Genomic DNA, 22,501 nt, shown 5'->3' with positions numbered 1-22,501 from the left:
TGGGTTAAGTGACAGCGCAACCCAACGCATTTGTTGGGTTTCATGCTAATTGCTCCGCGTTCACGCAGTGTCCCGCAGGGATACGTTCACGTTCCACAACACAACCTACAAATCAAGGCTTTTTCTAATTTGGACAAGGTATTGATTACGTAATATTATTTATTTAATCAAAAGAAGGTAAGTAGGTTGGCCTTGAAAATTGTCGTTATGGCAGGGCAAGAGGCAAGAGGCAAAAGGCAAGAGTAAAGAGGTTTTGGGCGATTTTACGTTTCTTTACACAGTTTGGTTTTATTGTGTTCACCTACTTAGCAGATAAACAAAAATAATCTCAGCATCAAGCTTGATCATCATCAACTATCTTTAATTCTCAAGATCTATAACCAAATCTTATAATTAATTAGTTAAATTAAGTACAATCCCGGTTTAATATTAAATGACTAATTGTATATTTTAAATCTATGATAATTATTTAATAAATTACGAAACATACTTAGGGTAGTTGAGTAAAAAACATTGTTACGATGTGTCCATTACTGATCGTAATTTTTAACGCATTTACGGCAATTTCGTAGAGGTAAAACTTGCACTTGACATATAAGTGGGAGTCAAGAGTTAAAAGTCTCTTGCTGTATAGCCTTTACTTGATGTTCTGGATCTCATTTCAGTACATACCCTGATACGTAACATAAGGTGGCTTCAATTCTGTATCTCTACATTTAGCCGAATATAAACCCCGTCTAAGTTGAAACCTATAGTTTTTCTATGGCGAAAACCCAAGTTTTCAAGATGGATGGAGTATAGTTCTTATTTTTACGGCAGTTTCTCCGAGAAAGCCGAATACGGGCAACGTTTCAAAAGAAAGAAAAAAAACTGCGATCGCAGCTAGTTTAAAAGCAACTATATACCCAATTTACTTGTTTAAAAATCAAACTGTTATGACTAATACAACTACAAACGAAACAAATAATAATGAACTCAAACATGAAATTTCACAGTTGTTGCGGGAGTATCAACAATCCCGTTCTGAAAGAGTCCGCAATCAGCTAGTACAACTCAATTTGGGATTAGTCAGAAAGGAAGCGCATTATTGGATTAATCAGTGCGATGGGAGCTATGAGGATCTTATTCAAGTAGGCTGTATAGGCTTAATTAAAGCAATTGAGAAATTTGAACTTACTAAGGGCAATGCTTTTAGTTCCTATGCGATGCCCTACATTCGGGGTGAAATTCAACACTATCTGCGAGATAAAGGTGTAACTGTAAGAATACCCAGACGGTGGTTAGCACTACAACAACAAGCTGTTGGGCTTTCTCGTTCTCTCCGTGAACAATATAATCGCCAACCTACTGATAGGGAATTAGCTGTGGCATTGCAAATTTCTCTGAGTGAATGGCAAGAAATTAAATTAGCATGGATTAATCGCGCCCCTTTAAGTTTGGATGTACCTATACAAGATGAGGAAGAAGGTTCTACTTCTTTGGGTGAGTTAGTTCCAGATACCAAATATCGCAGTTTTCAACTAGCTCAAGAAGACCAAATTCGTTTACAACAAGCTCTGATTAAGTTAGAAAAACGGACTCGTGAGGTTGTTGAGTGTGTGTTCTTGTACGATTTAACCCAAAAACAAGTAGCAGCACACTTAGACATTAGTGTTGTGACAGTTTCTCGCCAAGTTAAAAAAGGCTTAGACTTGTTGAAAAAAATTATGGTTGGTGCGACAGAAGATTAGTTATGGAATAGGATTACGAAATATCAAAATTTAGGTTATAAAGAGGACAGAATTAAGACTGTGGTCTAAAACAAGGGCTGATCAGCAACATTTTATTCCTGTCAAGGTACAGATTGCCGTTAGGCAGCTAGGTTTTTAGACAGGTTGATTACCGTTCCTGTTGTGAACAGCATAACACCATTAAGTACAAAGGCGATGAACCTTTACGTACTTTAACCAATCTTTACAAAAAAACTCTATGCGGTTAAAACCCCACGAGTCGCTTATATCTCAGGTCTAAAGACATGGTTCCTGAGCTTGTCGAAGGACTGAGTTTTACGCTTACCGGATGTCTCTATAAACAAACTTTCCTATAATTTTTAAGAACAGCTAATGAGTAAAAATTCCCATATTGCTGCCGCAGCTATTTTAACAACCTTGGTACTTACTGGATGTACTATAGGTGAACCACCAACAGCTACTAATCCTGCCGGTCCTCAATCAAATCCTGGTCTTCAAGTAACTACTCCGAAGCCGGCACAGCCACCATCTTTGACTCAACCTTTTAATAATCCTCTTGTATCTAGTAAACTACCCGTGAGTCCTGGTTCAGTTGACAGTTTGATTCAACCAACAAATGGTACGGAGCGTTTGTTGGTGGTACAGAAAGGAAGAACTGATCCTTTTGGGCAAATTGTAGAGTCAATAGGTGTGACAAAAACTAAGCTCCCTGGGGAGAAAATTGCTGTTCCTAAATTACCCCCTTTACCTACAGCAACTCAGCCGAAACCAATAAAAACAATAGCAACTAAACCAGCAATTTTGTTACCGAAGAAGCCATTACAGATCGCCCGAAAACCCTTGATCAGACCAGTTTTACCTACGGTTTTGGCTGGATCTGTACCGTCTCCTAAACTGAAGACGATATTACCACCAGCACCACAACCAGAAACGGCTAAAGGTGTGATTGTGACTGGTGTAATTTTAATTGGTAAAGTACCTCAAGCAATTGTACAAGTACCGGATGAGCCAACTAGTAGATATGTACAGCCAGGACAAAGACTGGTGAATGGGGTGTTGGTAAAACGGATTGAAATGGGCAAAGGTGCTAATCCGACTGTGATTTTGGAACAGTACGGTGTGGAAGTTGCTAAACAAGTAGGGGAACAACCAGTTAAAGTATCTAAACCAGCTACTACAGCTTCTGTGGGTAATCCTATTTCGATGGTGAAGCCGATGGGAAATCTTGTGGGGGCGGCTTCATAGTTATGAATTTACAAGAGCAAATAACATTTGCTGGTTTACCTTTGGCTGTATATCGGGAAGTGGCGGCGCATCTTCGTCAGGTGGTAGGTGTGGAAGTGGGACTAATTCCCCAAACATCTGTGGAGTTTGATTACAACCAAAGTCAAGTTTCTGGCTTATGGGTTTCATGGACACCAACTGCTGATGCGGAAAGTCGGGAAAAGTTTAAGCAGATAGTGGCTTATTATCAAAATCGCTATAAGTTGCTTTGAACATAAGATTTGATGATGTTAATCAACGCAAATTTAATAACCTGCAATTCTGATTTAATGTGGAATGGTGCGTTACGCTGTCGCTAACTCACCCTACTTTTTTACTTTTGCACTTTATTTAATTCACATTCCTAAGTTGCTGGTTAGCTAATAACTGGCAAGTAACAACTGATAAGTAGGTGAACACAATAAAACCAAACTGTGTAAAGAAACGTAAAATCACTGAAAACTTCTTTACTCTTGCCTCTTGCCTCTTGTCTTGCTATGACGACAATTTTCAACGCCAACCTACTTAACTTAGGTTAAGAGAAGATAGCTGGGTTAAACTGACAAGCAGGTTAATGCAAAATATTTATTGGCTGCTCTTCGGTTTAGGCGTTATTTATAATGGAAAACTGGCAATTTCTGATACAGAAACAGGGGGATCATACTTGGCGCACGTTGGAGTCGTCAAATTTGGAGATTTGGGCAGGTAATTACCGAGTTTTGGCTCGTTCTGGTCTAAATAATACGGATGTTGATGTGCGAGTTACCCATATATCTACTGACGAAGTTCCGCCGAAACGGAGACTTCTGAAGCGATCGCGCCGGACTAATAGTGAAGGGCTGATGGCTGTAATTCCTTTTACCCACTTTAAACCAGGGATTTGGGAATTACGCTGCTCTGGGGATATTATGTCAGATATGCTGGGTCAGTCCTGGCAACGTACCCTCATTATTCAGGTATCACCCCTAGAAACTAGCCCTACACTGCCTCCTCAACTGGTTGAGGAAGGTGATCTGGCTGTGGCGACTGATGCTGATACTGAAGTCAGTATTGTGATGAATCACGGTACTCCCGTCTGGTTTAAGGGGGAAACAACTGAGCAGATTTTACAAAACTTATTAGATTTAGCTTTACCTGAAGATGAACCCTTACTAGATGAGGAGACTATTGAAAATGCGCCGATTTTACCACCACCTCTACTACTGAATCTGAGTTTAGATCAAGATACTTATATTGTTCGTTGGGGGGACAATTTTACGATTCATGGTGATGTGGAAGTAAATGAAATAGAGAATCTGGAAGATGAAGGATTTTCTCTGGGGGGACTTTGCCAACTCCGGCTAGAAATTGCATTGCGATCGCCTTTAGAATCAAAAGTTATCAACCGGATTCAGCAGCCATTAACAAATCAAGTCTTACCTTTTGGTTTTAGCAGTTTGATTAATATTCCCCTCAACTGTGAATCTAAGTTACTTTTAGCAGATATTAATTTATATGGTGCATTAACTGATGTTGGTGAGATCATTCTTTTGGCTAATCATACCTTCACGATTACAGCCAATGTCACTGAATTACTAGCACGACAAACTTTCCCATCCCATTCCAGTTACGCTTTACCAGAAATAAATTCACCGATTAAGCCTAAGCCCTCTATCAAGATTCGATTAGAACTTTTTAATGTGGCTAAAACGCCAAATTTAGCCCAGTTTCACATTTTAAAGCCCTCTCCAAACCAACCTTTGCCACCCCAGATTAAACCTCTGGTATCCTTGAAAGTTTTTTCACCACAATTACCAAATTTACCTCAAAATCCCACACCTGAGATTACTACTAATTCGCCACCAAACTCTCTGGCAAAAACCCTGGCTATTCATCCAATTGATTTGAAAAAGTTGGTAATTAAACCAGTCCATACTACTTTACCTTACTTGAAACGGTTGCAGGTTAAGCGGACTCCAGGGGAAACAGTCACCGATCAGTTAGATGTTGCTGAGAAAGAATTAGCACCTCTGAAGAAGTCTCCACTTTTACCGACTGTAGGAACTTCATCAGTAAAAATATTGAAATCACCAATTGATGAGTCTATCCTGGAGGACACATCCTATGCGGAATTAATCGCGGGAATTGTGGCGGAGGGGAACTGCTTACAGCAGGAGTTTGCGATCGCAGATGAGGAATTGAATGTGGTTGATTCTCAGGAAAATTACTTAATTCCCCAGGATGAGGAATTGAATGTGGTTGATTCTCAGAAGGATTCCTCTCTCTTACAACAATGGGTGGACAGTCAAGGATACTTATTAATTGAAGCTGTTTCTGAAGAATCTTTAGACAAGGATGCTGATGAGGAAATAGCAACTCAGGTAGATTCTATTGCTGACAATCTTCTTTTAGAACTTAATGAACCGGAAATAGTCACTATCACCAGTCCAATCACAACCCAGCCGGGATGGTTGTCTCAAGAAATAGTTATAGATAATCTGGTGGTGACAGAGGATGGGGATAACTTGGGTGATGAAGTGATAGAGGATCATAATTATTCTCTTGTCTCGGAGGATAAAGCTACACCGGAGAAATCTGGCGTGATCATGGAGTCTTTACCAACTCCCCAATTGTCTTTACCAGAGGGTGAACTTGTTGCTGGTACATCTGTAATGGTGCGTGTAAAAATACCCGAAGCTTCATCTGAGGTAGCTGTTAAGTTATGGGTGGAAGATTACCAAACGCGGAGTCTCCTGGATGGACCACATATTCTATCAGATTTACGTTCTAATGCTTGGGGAGAAGAAGAAACGGCAATTTACCTTAAAGTTCCTTTTGGCTGCTTAGAAATTCGCTTATCGGCGATCGCTCTTGATCAGACTACTCAGCAAGAAAGTGACAAATTCACGATTATTAAAACAGTAATTCCCCCTAATTTACCAACCATAGAACTGGATGAAATGTTGGGAATGTAAAAAGCTGTGTTAAAAATCTTGATAATTTGGCAAATTAGGGATGGTTTTGCAGTAAGCTCAATTTGAATTGTAGTAAGACTTTACAGGACTTTAATTCTATGTCAAGTTCATTTTTGCCTACTATTTTGGCTTATTCCTCCTTTTTACCCTCTATCCTCGTTCCCCTAACTGGCTTGGTTTTACCAGCAGTTATTTTCGCATTTTTGTTTTCATACATTGAAAGCGAAGATATTGCTTAATTAGAGTATGGGTAATTGGTTAACGTGAGTTCGACACGGAGAGGGGTTGGGGTGAGGTTCAATGACTCCTACCTCGTCACGCTACGCTATCGAATTCACGTTTGGTTACTTGATTTTTTCGCCAATTACTTGTTTACAAACAAAACCGCCTAAATCATTGATTTAGGCGGTTTTTATAGCGATTTTTGCAGAATAAGTTCAGAAATGATAATCAAGCAAAAATCCAGTTTTTTGTATTTTTAATTGCTATCTTCTTCCAGAATAGTAGTGACCAGGTAGGTGAGGACAGAGATTGGTTAAAAAAGTCATAACACAAAAGACTTTCAAACTGCCTATTACCTGTTACCTGTTCCCTATTCCCTATTCTCTGTTCCCTGCTATGGGATTACATTGAAGAACCAATTCCTGAGTAAGATCCATAAAAGAAAATACCTACAACAGTTATTACACCTAATCCTGCGATCGTAGCAACGACCCACAGAGGAATTCTTCCACTTCCAGACACAGTTTTTTCCTCACTTACAAAAATTGTCGGTTGTCAGTTGTCAGTTGTCAGTTGTCAGCTGTCGGTTGTCGGTTGTCGGTTGTCAGTTGTCAGTTGTCAGTTGTCAGTTGAGAATATTCTTTCTGTAACTTGTTACCTATTACCTATTACCTATCACCTAACTAGCAACTGACATTAAAAAGTCCAGTTAGTTAAAGAAGTAACTGGAAAATAGAATTCCCAGAACGAAGACTAATAGTAGTCCGAGATAGAGAGAGGTACGGTTTAATTCAACCGGTTGTTGATTGGGATTAGGCGTTCTTTCCATGATTAACTCCTAGCGTTGGATAAACTGCATTGAGGCGATCGCGCCCAAAAAGAATACAGTAGGGACAGCTAAGGTATGCACAGCGATCCATCTGACTGTAAAAATGGGATAGGTAACTGGTTGATTGATGTTATTACCGCTAGTCATGATCTCAAATTACTTTCCAATAAATGTTTCTACTTGTTTTTTTGCGTCAAAACGATCACTTACAATTGGCACTTCTTGACGGACTTGAGTAAAATACTCATTAGGACGAGGTGTACCAAATACATCATAAGCCAGACCAGTGCTGACAAATAACCAACCAGCAACAAACAATGCGGGAATGGTGATGCTGTGAATTACCCAGTAACGAATACTGGTAACAATGTCAGCAAACGGACGTTCTCCAGTGGTACCTGCCATTTATTTCACTCCCTTATCAAAAACTATTATTGAGTTTATTATCCTACAAAGTTTAGACAGAGTTACAACTTACAACTTTCTTCTGGCGAATACATCCATAGTTGGGTGTAATTAAGCCGCTGGGGCTGTTGTTGCCTCTGGTTTGGGGTTATATTTGAGTAAAACACCGCGATCGCCAATGATAAAGCCTTGATCAGGGCTAAAAAATACAATTTTGTAAAGATTAGCTGCAACTGTTTCTACATCACGGTCTTTTTCCCAAGTTTTACCACCATCAGTGCTGCGGAGTAAATTACCGCTACCACCACCGACCCAAATTTCCTCAGGTGTCCGATAAGCTAAATCCAGTAAACCCCAACTCGTGGATAACTCTGGATATTCTCCCTCTAACCACTCTTCAGGTTTTGTCGGATCACTAAACTGGACCTGACCACCCCGTGCTAACAACCACATTTGTCCATCGTTAGTAAAACCCATATTTTCCAAACGACGGGAACTATTGCGGTTATGGGGTTGCCAAGCATTTTGACCAGGTTCCCAAGTGGAGTAAAAACTCCCTTTCGCAGAAACAGCGATATACTTACCATCGGGCGATCGCTCCAAATTCCGAACCACACCAACAGCCGCCTCCAAACTGGCTTTCCAGTTTTGACCACCATCTGTAGTTTGGTAAATAGCCCCCACATCAGTAGCCATTTCTGCTGTATTTTCGCCTATTGCCGTCACAGCAATCGGATTACCCGGTAACTTTTCGCTTAAAGAAATCCGTGACCAAGACTTACCCTCATCAGTAGTATGGAGCAATAGAGAAGGTTCTCCAGCAATCCAACCTTCCTGACCAGAGAAACTAACCGAGTTAAAACGATATCGAGGATCATCCAACTCTAATTTTAGCGGTTGCCAAGTCTCACCACCATCATTAGTTTCTAAGAGAGTGGCATTACCGCCCACCAAGTAACCATGTTGAGAGTTACCAGTAAAGCCAATATCTAGCAACTTCGCATCTGTGGGAACATTAATCACTTGCCAGGGATTGTAGCTAATAGAAGGAACACTACTACACCCAATACAAGCCATAACTACTATTAATGCGGCAACAAACTTTTGCCACTTTTTTACAATTGAGTGCATCAGTATTACTGAGGTTTTCCTAAATTTGGTAGATTTTTGTCGAATTCCCTGCAAAGAGAAGTTCTTCCTGTTCCCTGTTCCCCGTTCCCTGTTCCCTGTTCCCTGTTGCTCGTAAATAAAGATAGCGGTTTTTACTGTAGTCCGTAAAGGCTAATGAAAAACAAGAATCCCAGAGCCAAAGCCCCAAAAATCAAAATGTTCTTTTGAGTTGGTGTCAGCGTATTACCACCTAAACCGTAACCCAAATTCTCCTTAAAGCCAGAGGCAGTACCCGCCGGTCCAATATTCGCAAAAGCAGTTTTCTTGGCTATACAAACTGGACAACGCCAATTTGTCGGTAGTTCTGCAAAAAGTGTTCCGGGGGGAACATCACTTTTATCGTCTCCCTTCTCAGGTTCATAAACATAGCCGCAAGAGCGACACTCATAGCGGTCTAATACTGGAGTTTCCATAGCTTGTTCAGCTTGTTCACTCATGGCTTTTAGTCTCGCTTCAGGGGAATTATTAAATATACGTTACAAATTATGACATAATTGTTGGACTTTTCTATCACTAATCAAAAGGATTCAAATACAAGGATCTACTCTGTTGCCCAGATTTCAGAAAACCCTAAAAGATATAATGTAAAAGAACATTATCCATATATTTCACTGAACACTTGTCAGTTGCCACCTATCAAGCCATAAAACTGATAACTGATAGCTTATTCCTTACACCATTAGCGGTAGAAAAACATTGTGTTTGTTCTTAGCGGTTACGAGTACCTTCTAGGCTTTTTCATCCTGTGTAGCCTAGTACCAGTCCTAGCACTGTCAGCCTCAAAAATTCTTAGACCCAGTGGGAACAGTCTAGAAAGACGCACTACCTACGAATGCGGACTAGAACCTACTGGCGGAGCTTGGATTCAGTTCAACATTCGCTACTATATGTTTGCTCTAGTCTTCGTTGTTTTTGACGTAGAAACAGTATTTTTGTATCCCTGGGCAGTTGCATTTAACCGTTTGGGTTTATTGGCATTTATCGAAGCCCTAGTCTTTATTTCGATTCTTATCATCGCCTTAGTTTACGCATGGCGGAAAGGAGCTTTGGAATGGTCTTAAATTCTCATATCATCACCCAGGACACAGAACAAATCATCAACCCCATTCAACGTCCTACAGTCACCCATGAACTGTCAGAAAACGTGATTTTAACCACCGTTGATGACCTTTACAACTGGGCGCGGCTTTCTAGTTTGTGGCCTTTACTGTTTGGTACAGCTTGTTGCTTCATTGAATTTGCGGCATTAATCGGCTCTCGCTTCGACTTTGACCGTTTTGGGTTAATTCCCCGTTGCAGCCCCCGACAAGCCGATTTAATCATCACTGCCGGGACAATTACCATGAAGATGGCTCCCCAATTGGTGCGTCTTTATGAACAAATGCCCGAACCCAAGTATGTGATTGCTATGGGTGCTTGTACAATCACTGGGGGAATGTTTAGCGTTGACTCCCCGACAGCAGTGCGCGGAGTTGATAAGCTAATTCCTGTAGATGTGTATTTGCCGGGCTGTCCGCCCCGTCCAGAAGCGATTATTGACGCAATTATTAAACTGCGGAAGAAAATTGCCAATGAGTCCATGCAGGAACGGGATAACATCAAGCAAGTCCACCGTTACTACAGTACAACTCATAATATGAAGCCAGTTCCCGACATATTAACGGGTAAGTATATGCAGTCAGATACTCGCTTCAATCCGCCTAAAGAACTAACAGAAGCAATTGGTATGGCTGTACCCCCAGGATTGTTGACAGCAAAGACACAGAAGGAGGAACAAGCACGTGGCTGAAGAAGAATCGAAACCAGTTCCCGTAGCGGAATCAGCTTTAGTTCAACCCGGTAAAGTTTCCCAATGGTTAGCGGAAAATGGCTTTTTCCATGAGTTTTTAGAACTTGACGCTAACGGAGTAGAAATAATTAAAGTCCCTGCAAATTTTCTACTTCCCATCTCTACAGCTTTGTATGCCTATGGGTTTAATTATCTGCAATTTCAGGGCGGTATTGACTTAGGTGCAGGAGAAGAATTGGTAAGTGTTTATCATTTACTCAAAGTTAGTGATAATGCTGACCGTCCTGAAGAAATCAGGGTGAAAGTGTTTTTACCCAGAGAAAATCCCTCTGTGCCTTCAGTTTACTGGATTTGGAAAACAGCAGACTGGCAAGAACGGGAAAGCTATGATATGTATGGCATCATCTATGAAGGTCATCCTAACTTGAAACGGATTTTGATGCCAGAAGATTGGGTAGGTTGGCCCTTACGAAAGGATTACATCTCACCTGATTTTTACGAGTTACAAAACGCTTATTAAGTATTGCTGGAATTGAATTTTCAGTAGTAACAATTAACCCCTTTCCAATCGTGGAGAGGGGTTTAAATTATCAGCATTTATTTATGTAGGGTTTGCTGATAGCGTAGCGTGGCGTTAGCCATATAAGTAGGTTGACGTTGAAAATTGTCGTTATAGCAAGGCAAGAGGCAAGAGGCAAGAGGCAATAGTAAAGAAGTTTTCAGCGATTTTACGTTTCTTTACACAGTTTGGTTTTATTGTGTTCACCTACTTAAAGCTAAAACCGTTTATTAATAAAGTTCCCTGTTCCCGAATCAGGATACCCAAGGTAAAAGGATAAACAGGATAAGGAAATACATATAAAATAATTGGCGTTGTTGAATTGAGGTATAAAAATCAAAAATTCCATTTCTCAAACTCTTACTCTTTGCGCCTTTGCGCCTTTGCGTGAGACGAATTTATACTTTTATCCACCAACGCCAAATAATTAAATCCTGAAAATCCTCAAATCCTGAAAATCCTGATTCAGACAATAAAAACTATTTCACACCAGCTAATTCCTTCTTAAAAAAAGCTTGTAAAACAGTTTCCGCAATTTGAGAACTACTCAAACCTAATGCTGCAAAAGATTGATCCGGCGTAGCATGATCTACCAAAATATCAGGGACACCAATCCGCTTCACAGGGACAACAATATCAGCATCAAGTAAAGCCTCAGCCACAGCAGAACCAAAGCCACCCATTAAACAACCTTCCTCCAAAGTCACAACCCGACCAATTTGTTTAGCCAAAGGTAAAATCAACTCAGTATCCAAAGGCTTAACAAAACGAGCATTAATTACAGTTGCTTCAATCCCATGTTCACTGAGAATTTCCGCCGCTTGCATTGCTGGGTAAACCATCGTACCATAGCCGACAATCAACACATCATCACCTTGGCGGAGAATTTCCCCCTTCCCGATTTCTAAAGCTTCCCAGCCTTCCTCCATTAAGGGGACACCGTGACCATTGCCACGAGGGAAACGCATAGCAATAGGTCCATCTGTGTAATTAATCCCAGTTACAACCATCCGTTGTAATTCCGCCTCATCCTTGGGAGCCATGACCACAATATTCGGAATACAACGCAGATAAGCAATATCATACATCCCTTGGTGAGTCGGACCATCAGCCCCAACAATCCCCGCCCGATCTAAACAGAAGAATACAGGTAGATTTTGAATGCAAACATCGTGAATAATTTGGTCAAAGGCACGTTGTAAGAAAGTGGAATAAATAGCAGCGACAGGACGCATACCTTCACAGGCTAAACCAGCCGCCAAAGTAATGGCGTGTTGTTCAGCAATACCCACATCAATATACTGATTAGGCAATTTAGCTTGTAGTTTATCTAAGCCTGTACCAGTAGCCATTGCGGCTGTGATACCGACAATTTTAGGATTTTGTTCCGCCAGTGTTACTAAAGTATGAGAAAAGACCTTAGCGTAAGCAGGAGGTTTAGGTTTACTAGAAGGAATCGCTTTACCAGTAGCTAAATTAAAGGGAGTTTGAGCGTGGTAGCCGACTTGATCTTTTTCTGCTAGTTCATAGCCTTTACCCTTAGTTGTGACTACATGAACTAAAACTGGGCCAGTAATTTGATGTGCCTGTTGGAATGTGGCAATTAATTCTTCTAAATTATGTCCATCAACTGGACCCATGTAGGTAAAGCCCAATTCTTCAAAAACTGCGCCGACTTTAGGAACTGCTAACCGCTTCATTCCTTCTTTGATGCGTTCCAGTTCTGGAGAGATAGATTCACCAACAAAAGGAAGATGTTTTAACTGTTCCTCAATTCCATCTGAGAGAAACTGCACAGGTGGACTCAACCGCATTTTATTCAGATAACGAGGAATCGCCCCGACGTTGGGAGAAATGGACATCTCATTGTCATTGAGAACCACCAACAGATTAGTTTTCGGGAGGTGTCCAGCGTGGTTAATAGCTTCTAGTGCCATACCCCCAGTTAAAGCACCATCACCAATCACAGCAACGGTTTTAAATTTTTCCCCTTTTAAGTCGCGGGCTAAAGCCATTCCCAATGCGGCGGAAATACTGGTAGAAGCGTGTCCTGCACCAAAATGATCAAATTTGTTCTCGCAGCGTTTGAGATAACCTGCAACGCCATCTTTTTGACGGAGAGTGTCGAAATTACTGTAGCGTCCGGTAATTAATTTATGAGGATAGGCTTGATGTCCTACATCCCATGTGACTTTATCCCGATCTAAATCTAGGGTTTGGTAAAGTCCTAGTGTTAATTCGACAACGCCCAAACCAGGACCCAAATGCCCTCCAAAGGCTGCTACGGTTTGTAAGTGCTTCTCACGAATTTGACGGGCAATTTGTTGCAACTGCCGAATTGACAAACCATGCAACTGGTTAGGATGGGTAATTTCACTCAAGTGCATATTATCGGCTTTTCCTCTCTAGGTCTTCTTTTGGCATGATTTTATTTTCCCACTTCCGGTGGCTTCTAAAATCTGACTGTTGTTAATTGTTGTTGTTTAACTATAACTTTTGTACGTTTTTAAGATTCATAGATAAATTTTTGCTTCATTCTTGGATGAGAATAGTATCAATGTTAAATCTTGATTTTAAGCGTATGATGATCTGGCAACTGGCATAAATTATAACCTCCCAAAACTGCCAAACACCTGATCAACAGCTTTTTGGTGGTTTTTGGAACGTTAGATGTAATCAGAGCGTCATTAAACAGAGATGGAATGGCAAAACATCAGGATCTTCTTTCTTCCTAGAGAAGACATATAATAGGGTTTTCAGGCTTTTGGGTGGGATAATGGAAATGAATAGCCAAGCAAAAATAAAAATAAAATAACTTTAATGTGTATATTCAGTTTCTAGAGGTGATAATATCATCACCACCAAAAGGTTTGACAAAATCCTATTTTGAGAATTGATAGTTGATACCAAATAGCTACCATAAGTTTTTTGTAAAATAAATGGTCTGCTATATAAGAGAACTCCACAAAAAAGATGAACTGCTTGCAGCAGTGCTAGTTCCCTCCGGGACGCTCCGCGAACGCTATCCAATCTTGTGGGATGTGGGATGGGCATCTTGCCCGTCCTTGTATTATTAGCGGGCAAGATGCCCGCACCACAAGAAATTTTGGGATATTTTTTTAATTGGAAGTCTCTAAATCTGACAATTCGTGTAATTGCTGGCATTAATGAAATTATTGAAGTGAGGAGTGAGCATGAAATTATTGGTACGTTGGGGCTTGACATTGGGTTTGGCTGGTAGTGTGATGTTTGGCGGAATATTGGGAATCAATAATCTCCAAGCCTTAGCTTTACCACAGGAGCAAGTGGTAAAAACTTTACAAGAAGTACCCGTTTTTACACTAACTAATGCCCAAGGAGAATTTGTAGTTATCTCTAGGAAAAATCAATCCAAGACTATTTCCCAGGTAGGCTTTTTTCTGAGCAAGAAAGATGCTCAGATTTTTCTAGAACAGCGACTAAAAAAAGAAAATCCTCAGTTAGCAAGCACTATCAAAATCACACCTCTTTCTTTAGCAGAATACTATAAATTAGTTGTAGAAAATAATAAGAAGAAAGACTCTAATATAGTTTTTAGCTTAGTCCCTAGTAAACAACAAGTGGATCAAGCAATAACTATGCTGAATACCAGTGGTAAAACAGACAAAAAATTTGATGGTATTCCTTTGTTTGTGCCAAAATTTAAGCAAGACAATAGCTATTTAACAATTCCCAAAGGACAAGCAGGAAAGGAGCGATTAATTCCTTTCTATTTTGAAAAAGAACAAGCAGTGGCTCTTTTAGAAGCATTTAAAAAGGCTAAACCACAGGAAGCAGCTAATACAGAAATTCAGGTATTAGATTTGTATAGAGTGATTGATACACTCAGTAGTAGTAATGATCCCAGCACTAATAAAATTTTCTTGTTTCCTTCACGGGAGTCAATAGAATTTATTCGTTCTATAGTTCCCGCGCAACCCAAGAAATAGAAAATTATTTTTACCTCCTGATATGTTAAAGCCAAATTATAAGGTTTCTGGATTAGAACTTTGGCAGTGGCGAAAAACCGCAATTCAATCGGCTATAGCTGCGGATATATCCCCAATGGAGGTAGATTGGCTATTATTAACAATAGCTAATTTAGACCGCTTGGCACTGCGTTTAGAGTCTTTCAAAACATGGCAGGAAATCCCCATTCAATTGTCTTTAACAGAATTAGAGCAATTGTGGCAAAGGCGATTAGATGACCGTTTACCGGTTCAGTATGTTGCGGGCATGACGGCTTGGCGAAAGTTTCAACTCACGGTATCCAATGCGGTCTTAATTCCTAGACCAGAAACAGAGATATTGATTGATTTGGCTGTGGCTGCTGCTAATGGTGGAATGAAAGCTGGACATTGGGCGGATTTGGGGACGGGTAGTGGGGCGATATCCATCGGTTTAGCTGAAGTCTTTACAGATGCGATGATTCATGCTGTAGATATTAGTCCTGCTGCTTTAGCCGTAGCTCAAACCAATGCTGAAAATTTGGGTTTTCGGGAACGGATGCAATTTTATCAGGGTTCTTGGTGGCAACCTCTAGAATCTCTCAAGGGTCAGTTTAGCGGTATGGTATCCAATCCACCCTATATCCCTAGTGATACGGTCTTAACTTTACAGCCGGAAGTGGTGAAACATGAACCCCATTTAGCTTTAGATGGTGGTGCGGATGGTTTAGACTATATTCGTCATTTAATTAATGTTTCCCATGATTATTTGCGTCCTGGAGGGCTGTGGTTAATTGAAATGATGGCAGGACAGGCGGAAATGATGCGGGAATTATTGGTAAGTAATGGGAATTATGGCAATATTTCTATTCATGCTGATTTGGCGGGAATTGAACGTTTTGCTGTGGCTTGTAAGCAAAATATTGTCTGAATCAGGATTTTCAGGATTTCGGGATTTTCAGGATTGTTGTTGGAGATTTTTGGGAATGGGAAGGATTTTGATGTGAATATTTAATAACAATATTGTCTGAATCAGGATTTTCAGGATTGTTGTTGGAGATTTTTGGGAATGGGAAGGATTTTGATTTGAATAGTCAGCAATTAACAAAAATATTGTCTAAAATTACTATTTAGATAGAATAAATGTTCTCAAAAAATCTAAATTTCCAAGAACATAACATCAAACAAAATTATCCTGAAAATCCTTAAATCTTGGATATCCTGATTCAGACAAATATTCCATCAATAAATTACAGATCATCATAAAATATCATCATCCTGAAAATCTTTAAGAGACTTCCAAGAAATAAATTATCCAAGAAACGAACCACAGAGGCACAGAGTACACAGAGAGAGAATTTTTGCATCAGTTTTGGGACATTTTTTTATTTGGAAGTCTCTAAATCGGTGGATATCTTGATATGGCTTGCGCCACGCTACGCTATCAGACAGTAGTATGTTATAATTATCCCTAGATATACCCAGCGCCTACCATGAGTCAATGTCTTAACCCTCAATGTAATTACGAAAATCCCCAAGGTACTAGCTTTTGTGAAAACTGTGACGGTAAAATAGTCCTACGAGATCGCTATCGTCCGATTAAATTCCTGGGAGAAGGTGGTTTTGGCAAGACTTTTCGAGCAATAGATGAAGAAAGATTAAACACCCCCTGCGTCATTAAACAGTTTTTACCCCAACAAGCCGGAAGCGCAGCCTTACAAAAAGCTACAGAACTATTTCAACAAGAAGCCGTCAGACTGCAAGACTTGGGAAAACATTCCCAAATACCAGACTTACTCGCATTTTTTTCTCAAGATGGTTTACTTTATTTAGTCCAAGAATTTATAGATGGTCAAAATCTTTTGCAAGAATTTCAAACTCAAGGTAAATTAAACGAATCCCAAATTATAATTATCCTCACAGAATTATTGCCAGTTATCCAATTTATTCATGATAATCATGTTATTCATCGAGATATTAAACCAGAAAATATTATCAGAAGTAAACAAGGTAAATTATTCCTAATTGATTTTGGCGTTTCCAAAGAAACCAGTAGCAGTATTTTAACTAGAGTTGGGACTGTTACAGGTACACCCGGATATGCTCCTCCAGAACAATCTCGTGGCATGGTTTATCATAGTAGTGATCTCTATAGTTTAGCTGTTACCTGTGTGCGATTATTGACGGGATATTTTCAAAAATCCGACGGACAAGATAAACTATTTGATACCGAAGAAATGCAATGGCAATGGCAAAAGTATGTTTCTTTAAGTCAAGAATTAACTGATATTTTAGAAACAATGTTGCAGGATATTCCTCGCAAACGTTATAATTCAGCAAGGGAAGTTTTAGCAGCATTGAAAAATCCTATCAGTCAAAAAATTGTTGTTATTCCTCTTCAACCACAGGTTTCTAATAATCCCTTTAAACAAATTTTTCAGCAATTTATTTCTACCCCAACTAACCCACCCCAACCAGCAAATATTCCACCGCAATTTAATAATTCTCACAGATCATTTACCCAAGATTTAGGTAATGGTATTTCTTTAGAAATGATTGCTATCCCTGGGGGAACTTTTAAAATGGGTTCTCCAAAAAATGAATCAGAAAGATATGATAACGAAAGTCCCCAACATCAAGTTACCATTCAACCATTTTACATGGGCAAGTTTACTGTTACTCAAGCACAATGGGAAAGAGTCGCAGTGTTACCAAAAATCAATCATGATCTAAATCCCAAACCCTCCTATTTTTCTGGCAAAAATAGACCAGTGGAACAGGTTTCATGGCTTGACGCACAGGAATTTTGTGCTAGAATTAGTAAAGCTACAGGTAAAAAATACCGTTTACCCAGTGAGGCTGAATGGGAGTACGCTTGTAGAGCCGGGACAACCACACCATTTTATTTTGGTGACAATATCACCCCTGATTTGGTAAACTATGATGGTAATTATCCTTACACTTCCGGTACAAAAGGTAAATATCGCCAACAAACCACAGATGTAGGAACTTTCCCCCCGAACTCTTTTGGTTTGTGTGATATGCACGGTAATGTGTGGGAATGGTGTGAAGATGATTATGAAGAAAATTATAATAACGCGCCTAAAGACGGCAGTGCTTTAATTAGTCAAAGCGCACAATATAAGCTCTTGCGCGGCGGTTCTTGGGACCGCGGCGCTGGGAATTGTCGGTCTGCGATTCGCAATAGGCATTTGCGTGACGCTCGCTTCAACCTCTACGGTTTTCGGGTCGTGTCTTCGTTCAGGACTTTGTAGCCCTTTATACTTTTACTCTTTCACCCTCTGCACTTCTTTCTCTTTTCCCTTCTTAGCCCCCCGCCTTTGGCGGAAAAATATTTTTTTAGGAAAAATCTTGATGCATCATTTAAAGTATATCACATCAATTAAGAAAATAGCAACAAGACAGAATTATTAAAATTTGTATCCAAATAGTCTAACAACAAGTAGCTAATGATATTGTTCATCTTGGGGTAGGTGATTCCGACTCTTGCGCGGCGGTTCTTGGAACAACAACGCTAGGAATTGTCGGTCTGCGAATCGCAATAGGAATTTGCGTGACAATCGCAACAACAACTACGGTTTTCGGGTCGTGTCTTCGTTCAGCACTCTTCAAAGTCAGAATTGGTAAATGGGAATTTATCAAGCGTATATGAGGAGTCCAAACCTAACCCAGCGATAGAAGCAATTCTGTCCGAATATAAAACTGAGTCGGGTAGCTTGGTAGGGTAAAACCGAAGACTTGCTCGACTCTAAACTACATCAGAAATAGCATATAAAAAATGGGTGATTTACCTATAATTCAGAAAACTTACGATTTAATTAAATGGTATGTACCGATTATTAATCGTTTACCACGAAATCATAAGTTTATACTAGGTAATAGAATCACTACTGTTCTTTATGACATTTTAGATGAATTGCTGATTGCTCGTTATAGTTCTCCAAAACTCGCACAATTAAAGTCTTCTAATATTAAACTAGAAATTCTCAGATATCAAACCAGATTACTTTTTGATTTTAATCTAATTTCCACCGACCGTTACGAATATATCCAAAGATTACTTAACGAAATTGGTTTAGATTTAGGTGGTTGGATAAAACAACAGGAAAAGTTGACATTAAATAACTAATAAAATTGTAGGTTGGGTTAAGCGACAGCGCAACCCAACAAATCTTTGTAAGTGTTGGGTTGACGTTAGGAAACCCAACCTACATTATTATATAGAAAAATTGGAATATGAAAAGATATGGTAATCTTTGGGAAGAAATTACAGATTTTAGTAACTTACTTCTAGCAGCAAAACAAGCACAAAAAGCAAAGCGATTTAAACCTGATGTTCTCGAGTTTAATCATAACCTAGAAAGAGAATTATTTAATTTACAAGCAGAACTCAAATTAAAAACCTATACTCCTGGAGAATATACAACATTTGAAATTTTTGAACCCAAGCCTCGCTTAATTTCTGCTGCACCTTATCGTGATAGGGTAGTACATCATGCTCTTTGTCGTGTTGTTACTCCTATTTTTGAAAGTACATTTATTCATGATTCTTACGCTAACCGAGTTGGTTATGGTTCACACCGAGCTTTGCGTCGCTTTACAAAATTTGCTCGTTCTAGTAAATATATCTTTCAAGCTGATATTCGTAAATACTTCCCGAGTATAGATCATCAAATCTTAAAATCTCTAATTCACCGCAAAATTAAATGTGCTGATACCCTCTGGTTACTTGATAAAATCATAGACCATAGTAATGAACAAGAGTTGGTAGTGCATTATTTTCCCGGAGATGACTTATTATCACCTTTAGGAAGAAGACGTGGTTTACCTATTGGTAATTTGACAAGTCAATTTATGGCAAATGTCTACTTAAACGGTTTTGACCATTTTATCAAAGATCAACTTAAATGTAAAAAGTATATTCGCTACGTTGATGATTTTGCTTTATTTGGTGATGATAAAATCTTTTTAGCTAATGCCAGAATTTCTATTGAAGGATATTTAGCCAGTCTAAGATTAAAAATTCACCCAATTAAAAGCCAATTATTTGAGACTAAACACGGAGCAAATTTTGTCGGTTTTCGTGTGTTACCTAAGCAAATTAAAGTCCGTAGTAATAGCTTACGTCAAAGCGTTAAAAGAATTAAGAAAACTATCTCACAACATCAACGAGGGATTCTGGATCAAGAAACAATCAGACAAGTTTTACAAAGCTGGTTTGCTCATTTGCAGCATGGTGACACATGGAGATTAAGAAAAAATATTCGTTCTACTGTTTTCCACCATCTTGAAGATCAGATGCTAAAAATCCTTAAATTCTGAAAATCCTGATTCTGATGAATGAACAGTCTATATATATGGGCGCACACTTTCCCACGCATAACATAATCATAGTCGAAACTCAGAACTTTGTCAAGCACCAATTTGTCATGAAACCTGGGTTACAGAGAGTACAGAGGGTGGACAATGGCCACCCTACACTAATCCAAGGTTGCTTAAACTAGGGCTGGTACAGGAATTTCTAGGTGGGGATATAATGGGAAGCGATCGCACAATGCGGCGACTCTCATTAAACAATCTTTAGTTACTGTATCTGAATCTGGGGAAAGTAGGCGATCGCTAATAATATTCGCAACTTCCGTAAATTCTGCCACACCTAAACCTCTAGTTGTCATCGCTGGAGAACCCAATCTTAAACCACTGGTAACAAAAGGTGATTCAGTATCAAAGGGAACTGTATTCTTATTCGCGGTGATATTCACAGTGCTAACTAGTTGATCTCCTTTCTTCCCAGTCATGCCAACAGAACGTAAATCTACTAACATCAAGTGATTGTCAGTGCCATTAGACACTAATTTAAAGCCTCTGTTTTGTAATTGAGTAGCCATCGCCCGAGCATTTGCAATTACCCGCCCAGAATAGTCTGTAAACTCAGGTTTGAGAGCTTCTCCAAAAGCCACAGCCTTACCAGCAATAACGTGTTCTAGTGGTCCACCTTGAGTTCCGGGGAAAACTGATTTATCCAGCTTTTTACCCAATTCGGCATCACGGGTCAAAATCAAGCCACCTCTTGGACCACGTAAGGTTTTATGAGTTGTAGTTGTGACAACATCGCAATAAGGCAGAGGATTGGGATGATGACCAGTCGCCACTAAACCAGCAATGTGAGCAATATCTGCAAGTAAATAAGCACCAACTTCATCAGCAATACTGCGGAACTTTTCAAAGTCAATAATCCGAGGATAGGCTGAATAACCACAAATCAACAGTTTAGGACGTTCTTTGATCGCTAAATCACGGATTTGGTCATAGTCTAGTTGTTCGGTTTCTTTACTTACGCCATAATGACGGACTTGAAACCATTTACCAGAAACATTCACTGGTGAACCGTGAGTCAGGTGTCCTCCATGAGATAAGTCCATACCCATAATTGTGTCTCCTGGTTGCAGCAGGGTCAGGAAGACGGCAAAATTAGCTTGGGCGCCGGAATGGGGTTGAACATTGGCATGAGCCGCACCAAATAGCTGTTTAGCTCGGTCAATGGCTATTTGTTCAATTTTGTCAACAAACTCACAACCGCCATAGTAGCGTTTACCGGGTAAGCCTTCGGCGTATTTATTGGTTAATACTGAACCTTGAGCCGCTAATACGGCAGCGGAGGTAAAGTTTTCACTGGCAATTAATTCTAGGTGATCACGTTGGCGCTGTAATTCTTGGTTAATTAGTTCGTTAATGGCAGAATCGGAGTTTTTTAGTAGGTCTGAGTTAGTTTTTGTCATTTTGATGATGCTGATAAAGTTGATGAAAATTGAAATTGGGGTTAAACCTATTACCAAAGTTGTAAATTAGGCAATTTGTTTATTATAAGAATTTAGACGGAAAACCTTTGGAGACTTCCAAGAAATAAATTATCCTAAGAAACGAACCACAGAGGCACAGAGTACACAGAGAGAGAATTTCTGCATCAGTTTTGGGACATTTTTTTATTTGGAAGTCTCTTGAGAACGGGGAAAGTAATTATCTAAGAATTGTTGACTTTAATCAACGTGGTAGCCTGAAGTTATGTATTATTTTGTACTTAAACTCACAAAATTACCAGAGATACAAGATACAATAAAACTAGGTTTGATGAACAACTTTTTGTTATTAACTCAAGTTGCTAAGTAATTGGACAAAAATATTTACAGTCATTGCGAGCGAAGGGAAGCAATCACAACCCTTGGAATTGCTTCATTTCACTTTGTTCCATATGGCTAACGCCACGCAACGCTAACGCAATGACATTGTGTAATTAATTCTGTCTCACTACTTGGTTATCTCGTTGAGGCTGGTAATGGGTAATTGGTAATAGGTAATTGGTAAAAAAAGCTCTGGTTTCATCCTGTTCATCCTTTAATCCTGGACATCCTGATTCTGACAATTTACCTAACTAGCGACTTACATTAAGTAGGTGAACACAATAAAACCAAACTGTGTAAAGAGACGTAAAATCCCTGAAAACTTCTTTACTCTTGCCTCTTGCCTCTTGCCTCTTGCCTATTGCCTATTGCCTCTTGCCTCTTGCCTCTTGCCTCTTGCCTATTGCCTATTGCCT

At 39.6% G+C, this 22,501-nt stretch carries 23 protein-coding genes; 14 read left to right on the top strand and 9 right to left on the bottom strand.

The features are described from left to right. Positions 1-935: 935 nt before the first annotated feature. The 5 genes from AN486_RS19885 (at position 936) to psaI (ending at position 6,186) form a co-directional block, all read left to right on the top strand. Entirely contained in the window at positions 936-1,730 is a 795-nt protein-coding gene (locus AN486_RS19885) for an RNA polymerase sigma factor SigF (RefSeq protein WP_039205070.1), read from the top strand. A gap of 372 nt (positions 1,731-2,102) precedes the next feature. Further along, the gene (locus tag AN486_RS19880; protein ID WP_053540620.1) at positions 2,103-2,975 is read left to right on the top strand and encodes a hypothetical protein; all 873 of its coding nucleotides are present in this window, start codon (positions 2,103-2,105) and stop codon (positions 2,973-2,975) included. A gap of 2 nt (positions 2,976-2,977) precedes the next feature. Beyond that, positions 2,978-3,226, top strand: coding sequence for a hypothetical protein (locus tag AN486_RS19875; RefSeq protein ID WP_053540621.1), 249 nt, complete (start codon positions 2,978-2,980; stop codon positions 3,224-3,226). A 387-nt stretch (positions 3,227-3,613) separates the two neighbouring features. Further along, complete coding sequence (locus tag AN486_RS19870; protein WP_290602241.1) at positions 3,614-5,947, top strand: hypothetical protein; 2,334 nt, start codon at positions 3,614-3,616, stop codon at positions 5,945-5,947. A 98-nt stretch (positions 5,948-6,045) separates the two neighbouring features. Continuing rightward, on the top strand, positions 6,046-6,186 hold the full coding sequence (gene psaI, locus AN486_RS19865; RefSeq protein WP_071992853.1) for a photosystem I reaction center subunit VIII: 141 nt from the start codon (positions 6,046-6,048) through the stop codon (positions 6,184-6,186). 385 nt (positions 6,187-6,571) lie between these two features. Here the strand turns inward: psaI and AN486_RS19860 are convergent, their stop codons facing one another. From AN486_RS19860 to AN486_RS19835, 6 genes are all read right to left on the bottom strand, one after another. After that, positions 6,572-6,691, bottom strand: a complete 120-nt coding sequence (locus tag AN486_RS19860; protein ID WP_015081481.1) for a photosystem II reaction center protein J — start codon at positions 6,689-6,691, stop codon at positions 6,572-6,574. 187 nt (positions 6,692-6,878) lie between these two features. Continuing rightward, the gene (locus tag AN486_RS19855; protein ID WP_015081482.1) at positions 6,879-6,998 is read right to left on the bottom strand and encodes a photosystem II reaction center protein L; all 120 of its coding nucleotides are present in this window, start codon (positions 6,996-6,998) and stop codon (positions 6,879-6,881) included. A gap of 9 nt (positions 6,999-7,007) precedes the next feature. Then, complete coding sequence (psbF, locus tag AN486_RS19850) at positions 7,008-7,145, bottom strand: cytochrome b559 subunit beta (RefSeq protein WP_010997987.1); 138 nt, start codon at positions 7,143-7,145, stop codon at positions 7,008-7,010. 9 nt (positions 7,146-7,154) lie between these two features. Beyond that, entirely contained in the window at positions 7,155-7,403 is a 249-nt protein-coding gene (psbE, locus tag AN486_RS19845; protein WP_027404718.1) for a cytochrome b559 subunit alpha, read from the bottom strand. Between the two features lie 111 nt (positions 7,404-7,514). After that, positions 7,515-8,534 (bottom strand): photosynthesis system II assembly factor Ycf48, encoded by a 1,020-nt coding sequence (locus tag AN486_RS19840; RefSeq protein ID WP_168636220.1) that lies wholly within the window; start codon positions 8,532-8,534, stop codon positions 7,515-7,517. Positions 8,535-8,665: 131 nt separating this feature from the next. After that, positions 8,666-9,010 carry a rubredoxin gene (locus AN486_RS19835; protein ID WP_168466460.1) on the bottom strand — a complete coding sequence of 115 codons (345 nt, stop codon included), beginning with the start codon at positions 9,008-9,010 and terminating at the stop codon, positions 8,666-8,668. Between the two features lie 261 nt (positions 9,011-9,271). Between AN486_RS19835 and AN486_RS19830 the strand changes: the two genes are divergently transcribed. From AN486_RS19830 to AN486_RS19820, 3 genes are read left to right on the top strand one after another with little or no spacing between them, the layout of a single operon-like run. Further along, a complete protein-coding gene (locus AN486_RS19830) occupies positions 9,272-9,634 on the top strand; it encodes an NAD(P)H-quinone oxidoreductase subunit 3 (RefSeq protein ID WP_027404721.1) in 363 nt (120 codons plus the stop codon). Beyond that, positions 9,625-10,362, top strand: coding sequence for an NADH dehydrogenase subunit K (locus AN486_RS19825; protein WP_027404722.1), 738 nt, complete (start codon positions 9,625-9,627; stop codon positions 10,360-10,362). The genes AN486_RS19830 and AN486_RS19825 overlap by 10 nt, the downstream gene beginning before the upstream one ends. Then, positions 10,355-10,882: an NAD(P)H-quinone oxidoreductase subunit J gene (locus tag AN486_RS19820; RefSeq protein WP_039205062.1), complete on the top strand. Its 528-nt coding sequence runs from the start codon at positions 10,355-10,357 to the stop codon at positions 10,880-10,882. Before AN486_RS19825 ends, AN486_RS19820 begins: the two co-directional genes overlap by 8 nt. 518 nt (positions 10,883-11,400) lie before the next feature. On the opposite strand, the gene dxs is transcribed toward AN486_RS19820, so the two are convergent. Both dxs and AN486_RS19810 read right to left on the bottom strand, forming a co-directional pair. After that, a complete protein-coding gene (dxs, locus tag AN486_RS19815) occupies positions 11,401-13,308 on the bottom strand; it encodes a 1-deoxy-D-xylulose-5-phosphate synthase (RefSeq protein WP_039205061.1) in 1,908 nt (635 codons plus the stop codon). 430 nt (positions 13,309-13,738) lie between these two features. Then, positions 13,739-14,086 carry a hypothetical protein gene (locus AN486_RS19810; RefSeq protein WP_053540624.1) on the bottom strand — a complete coding sequence of 116 codons (348 nt, stop codon included), beginning with the start codon at positions 14,084-14,086 and terminating at the stop codon, positions 13,739-13,741. A gap of 29 nt (positions 14,087-14,115) precedes the next feature. Here AN486_RS19810 and AN486_RS19805 point away from each other — a divergent pair, with 29 nt between their 5' ends. The 6 genes from AN486_RS19805 (at position 14,116) to AN486_RS19780 (ending at position 20,229) form a co-directional block, all read left to right on the top strand. Then, the gene (locus AN486_RS19805; RefSeq protein ID WP_168636221.1) at positions 14,116-14,889 is read left to right on the top strand and encodes a Tic22 family protein; all 774 of its coding nucleotides are present in this window, start codon (positions 14,116-14,118) and stop codon (positions 14,887-14,889) included. Between the two features lie 22 nt (positions 14,890-14,911). Further along, positions 14,912-15,817 carry a peptide chain release factor N(5)-glutamine methyltransferase gene (gene prmC, locus AN486_RS19800; protein WP_053540626.1) on the top strand — a complete coding sequence of 302 codons (906 nt, stop codon included), beginning with the start codon at positions 14,912-14,914 and terminating at the stop codon, positions 15,815-15,817. A 562-nt stretch (positions 15,818-16,379) separates the two neighbouring features. After that, positions 16,380-18,161, top strand: a complete 1,782-nt coding sequence (locus AN486_RS19795) for a bifunctional serine/threonine-protein kinase/formylglycine-generating enzyme family protein (RefSeq protein ID WP_290602225.1) — start codon at positions 16,380-16,382, stop codon at positions 18,159-18,161. Positions 18,162-18,393: 232 nt separating this feature from the next. After that, the gene (locus AN486_RS26710; protein WP_335337397.1) at positions 18,394-18,534 is read left to right on the top strand and encodes a hypothetical protein; all 141 of its coding nucleotides are present in this window, start codon (positions 18,394-18,396) and stop codon (positions 18,532-18,534) included. 151 nt (positions 18,535-18,685) lie between these two features. Then, on the top strand, positions 18,686-19,036 hold the full coding sequence (gene avd / locus AN486_RS19785; RefSeq protein ID WP_290602222.1) for a diversity-generating retroelement protein Avd: 351 nt from the start codon (positions 18,686-18,688) through the stop codon (positions 19,034-19,036). Positions 19,037-19,143: 107 nt separating this feature from the next. Then, positions 19,144-20,229, top strand: coding sequence for an RNA-directed DNA polymerase (locus tag AN486_RS19780; RefSeq protein ID WP_290602220.1), 1,086 nt, complete (start codon positions 19,144-19,146; stop codon positions 20,227-20,229). A 173-nt stretch (positions 20,230-20,402) separates the two neighbouring features. On the opposite strand, the gene glyA is transcribed toward AN486_RS19780, so the two are convergent. Continuing rightward, complete coding sequence (gene glyA, locus AN486_RS19775) at positions 20,403-21,686, bottom strand: serine hydroxymethyltransferase (protein ID WP_290602218.1); 1,284 nt, start codon at positions 21,684-21,686, stop codon at positions 20,403-20,405. Positions 21,687-22,501: the final 815 nt, after the last annotated feature.

Origin of the sequence: Anabaena sp. AL93 (assembly GCF_001672085.1) — a bacterium.
GTDB classification, from domain to species: Bacteria; Cyanobacteriota; Cyanobacteriia; order Cyanobacteriales; family Nostocaceae; genus Dolichospermum; species Dolichospermum heterosporum.
The sequence above is the reverse complement of the archived record's forward strand: the minus strand, read 5'-3'. Positions and strand labels throughout refer to the sequence as shown.

Bases quoted from the DNA above. Each gene is read 5' to 3' on its own strand.
- avd (WP_290602222.1), top strand. From the start codon at position 18,686: ATGGGTGATTTACCTATAATTCAGAAAACTTACGATTTAATTAAATGG.
- prmC (WP_053540626.1), top strand. From the start codon at position 14,912: ATGTTAAAGCCAAATTATAAGGTTTCTGGATTAGAACTTTGGCAGTGG.
- AN486_RS19835 (WP_168466460.1), bottom strand. From the start codon at position 9,010: ATGAGTGAACAAGCTGAACAAGCTATGGAAACTCCAGTATTAGACCGC.
- dxs (WP_039205061.1), bottom strand. From the start codon at position 13,308: ATGCACTTGAGTGAAATTACCCATCCTAACCAGTTGCATGGTTTGTCA.
- AN486_RS19870 (WP_290602241.1), top strand. From the start codon at position 3,614: ATGGAAAACTGGCAATTTCTGATACAGAAACAGGGGGATCATACTTGG.
- psaI (WP_071992853.1), top strand. From the start codon at position 6,046: ATGTCAAGTTCATTTTTGCCTACTATTTTGGCTTATTCCTCCTTTTTA.
- AN486_RS19875 (WP_053540621.1), top strand. From the start codon at position 2,978: ATGAATTTACAAGAGCAAATAACATTTGCTGGTTTACCTTTGGCTGTA.
- psbF (WP_010997987.1), bottom strand. From the start codon at position 7,145: ATGACTAGCGGTAATAACATCAATCAACCAGTTACCTATCCCATTTTT.
- AN486_RS19880 (WP_053540620.1), top strand. From the start codon at position 2,103: ATGAGTAAAAATTCCCATATTGCTGCCGCAGCTATTTTAACAACCTTG.
- AN486_RS19855 (WP_015081482.1), bottom strand. From the start codon at position 6,998: ATGGAAAGAACGCCTAATCCCAATCAACAACCGGTTGAATTAAACCGT.
- AN486_RS19885 (WP_039205070.1), top strand. From the start codon at position 936: ATGACTAATACAACTACAAACGAAACAAATAATAATGAACTCAAACAT.
- AN486_RS19780 (WP_290602220.1), top strand. From the start codon at position 19,144: ATGAAAAGATATGGTAATCTTTGGGAAGAAATTACAGATTTTAGTAAC.
- AN486_RS19825 (WP_027404722.1), top strand. From the start codon at position 9,625: ATGGTCTTAAATTCTCATATCATCACCCAGGACACAGAACAAATCATC.
- glyA (WP_290602218.1), bottom strand. From the start codon at position 21,686: ATGACAAAAACTAACTCAGACCTACTAAAAAACTCCGATTCTGCCATT.
- AN486_RS19840 (WP_168636220.1), bottom strand. From the start codon at position 8,534: ATGCACTCAATTGTAAAAAAGTGGCAAAAGTTTGTTGCCGCATTAATA.
- psbE (WP_027404718.1), bottom strand. From the start codon at position 7,403: ATGGCAGGTACCACTGGAGAACGTCCGTTTGCTGACATTGTTACCAGT.
- AN486_RS19810 (WP_053540624.1), bottom strand. From the start codon at position 14,086: ATGCCAGCAATTACACGAATTGTCAGATTTAGAGACTTCCAATTAAAA.
- AN486_RS19795 (WP_290602225.1), top strand. From the start codon at position 16,380: ATGAGTCAATGTCTTAACCCTCAATGTAATTACGAAAATCCCCAAGGT.
- AN486_RS19805 (WP_168636221.1), top strand. From the start codon at position 14,116: ATGAAATTATTGGTACGTTGGGGCTTGACATTGGGTTTGGCTGGTAGT.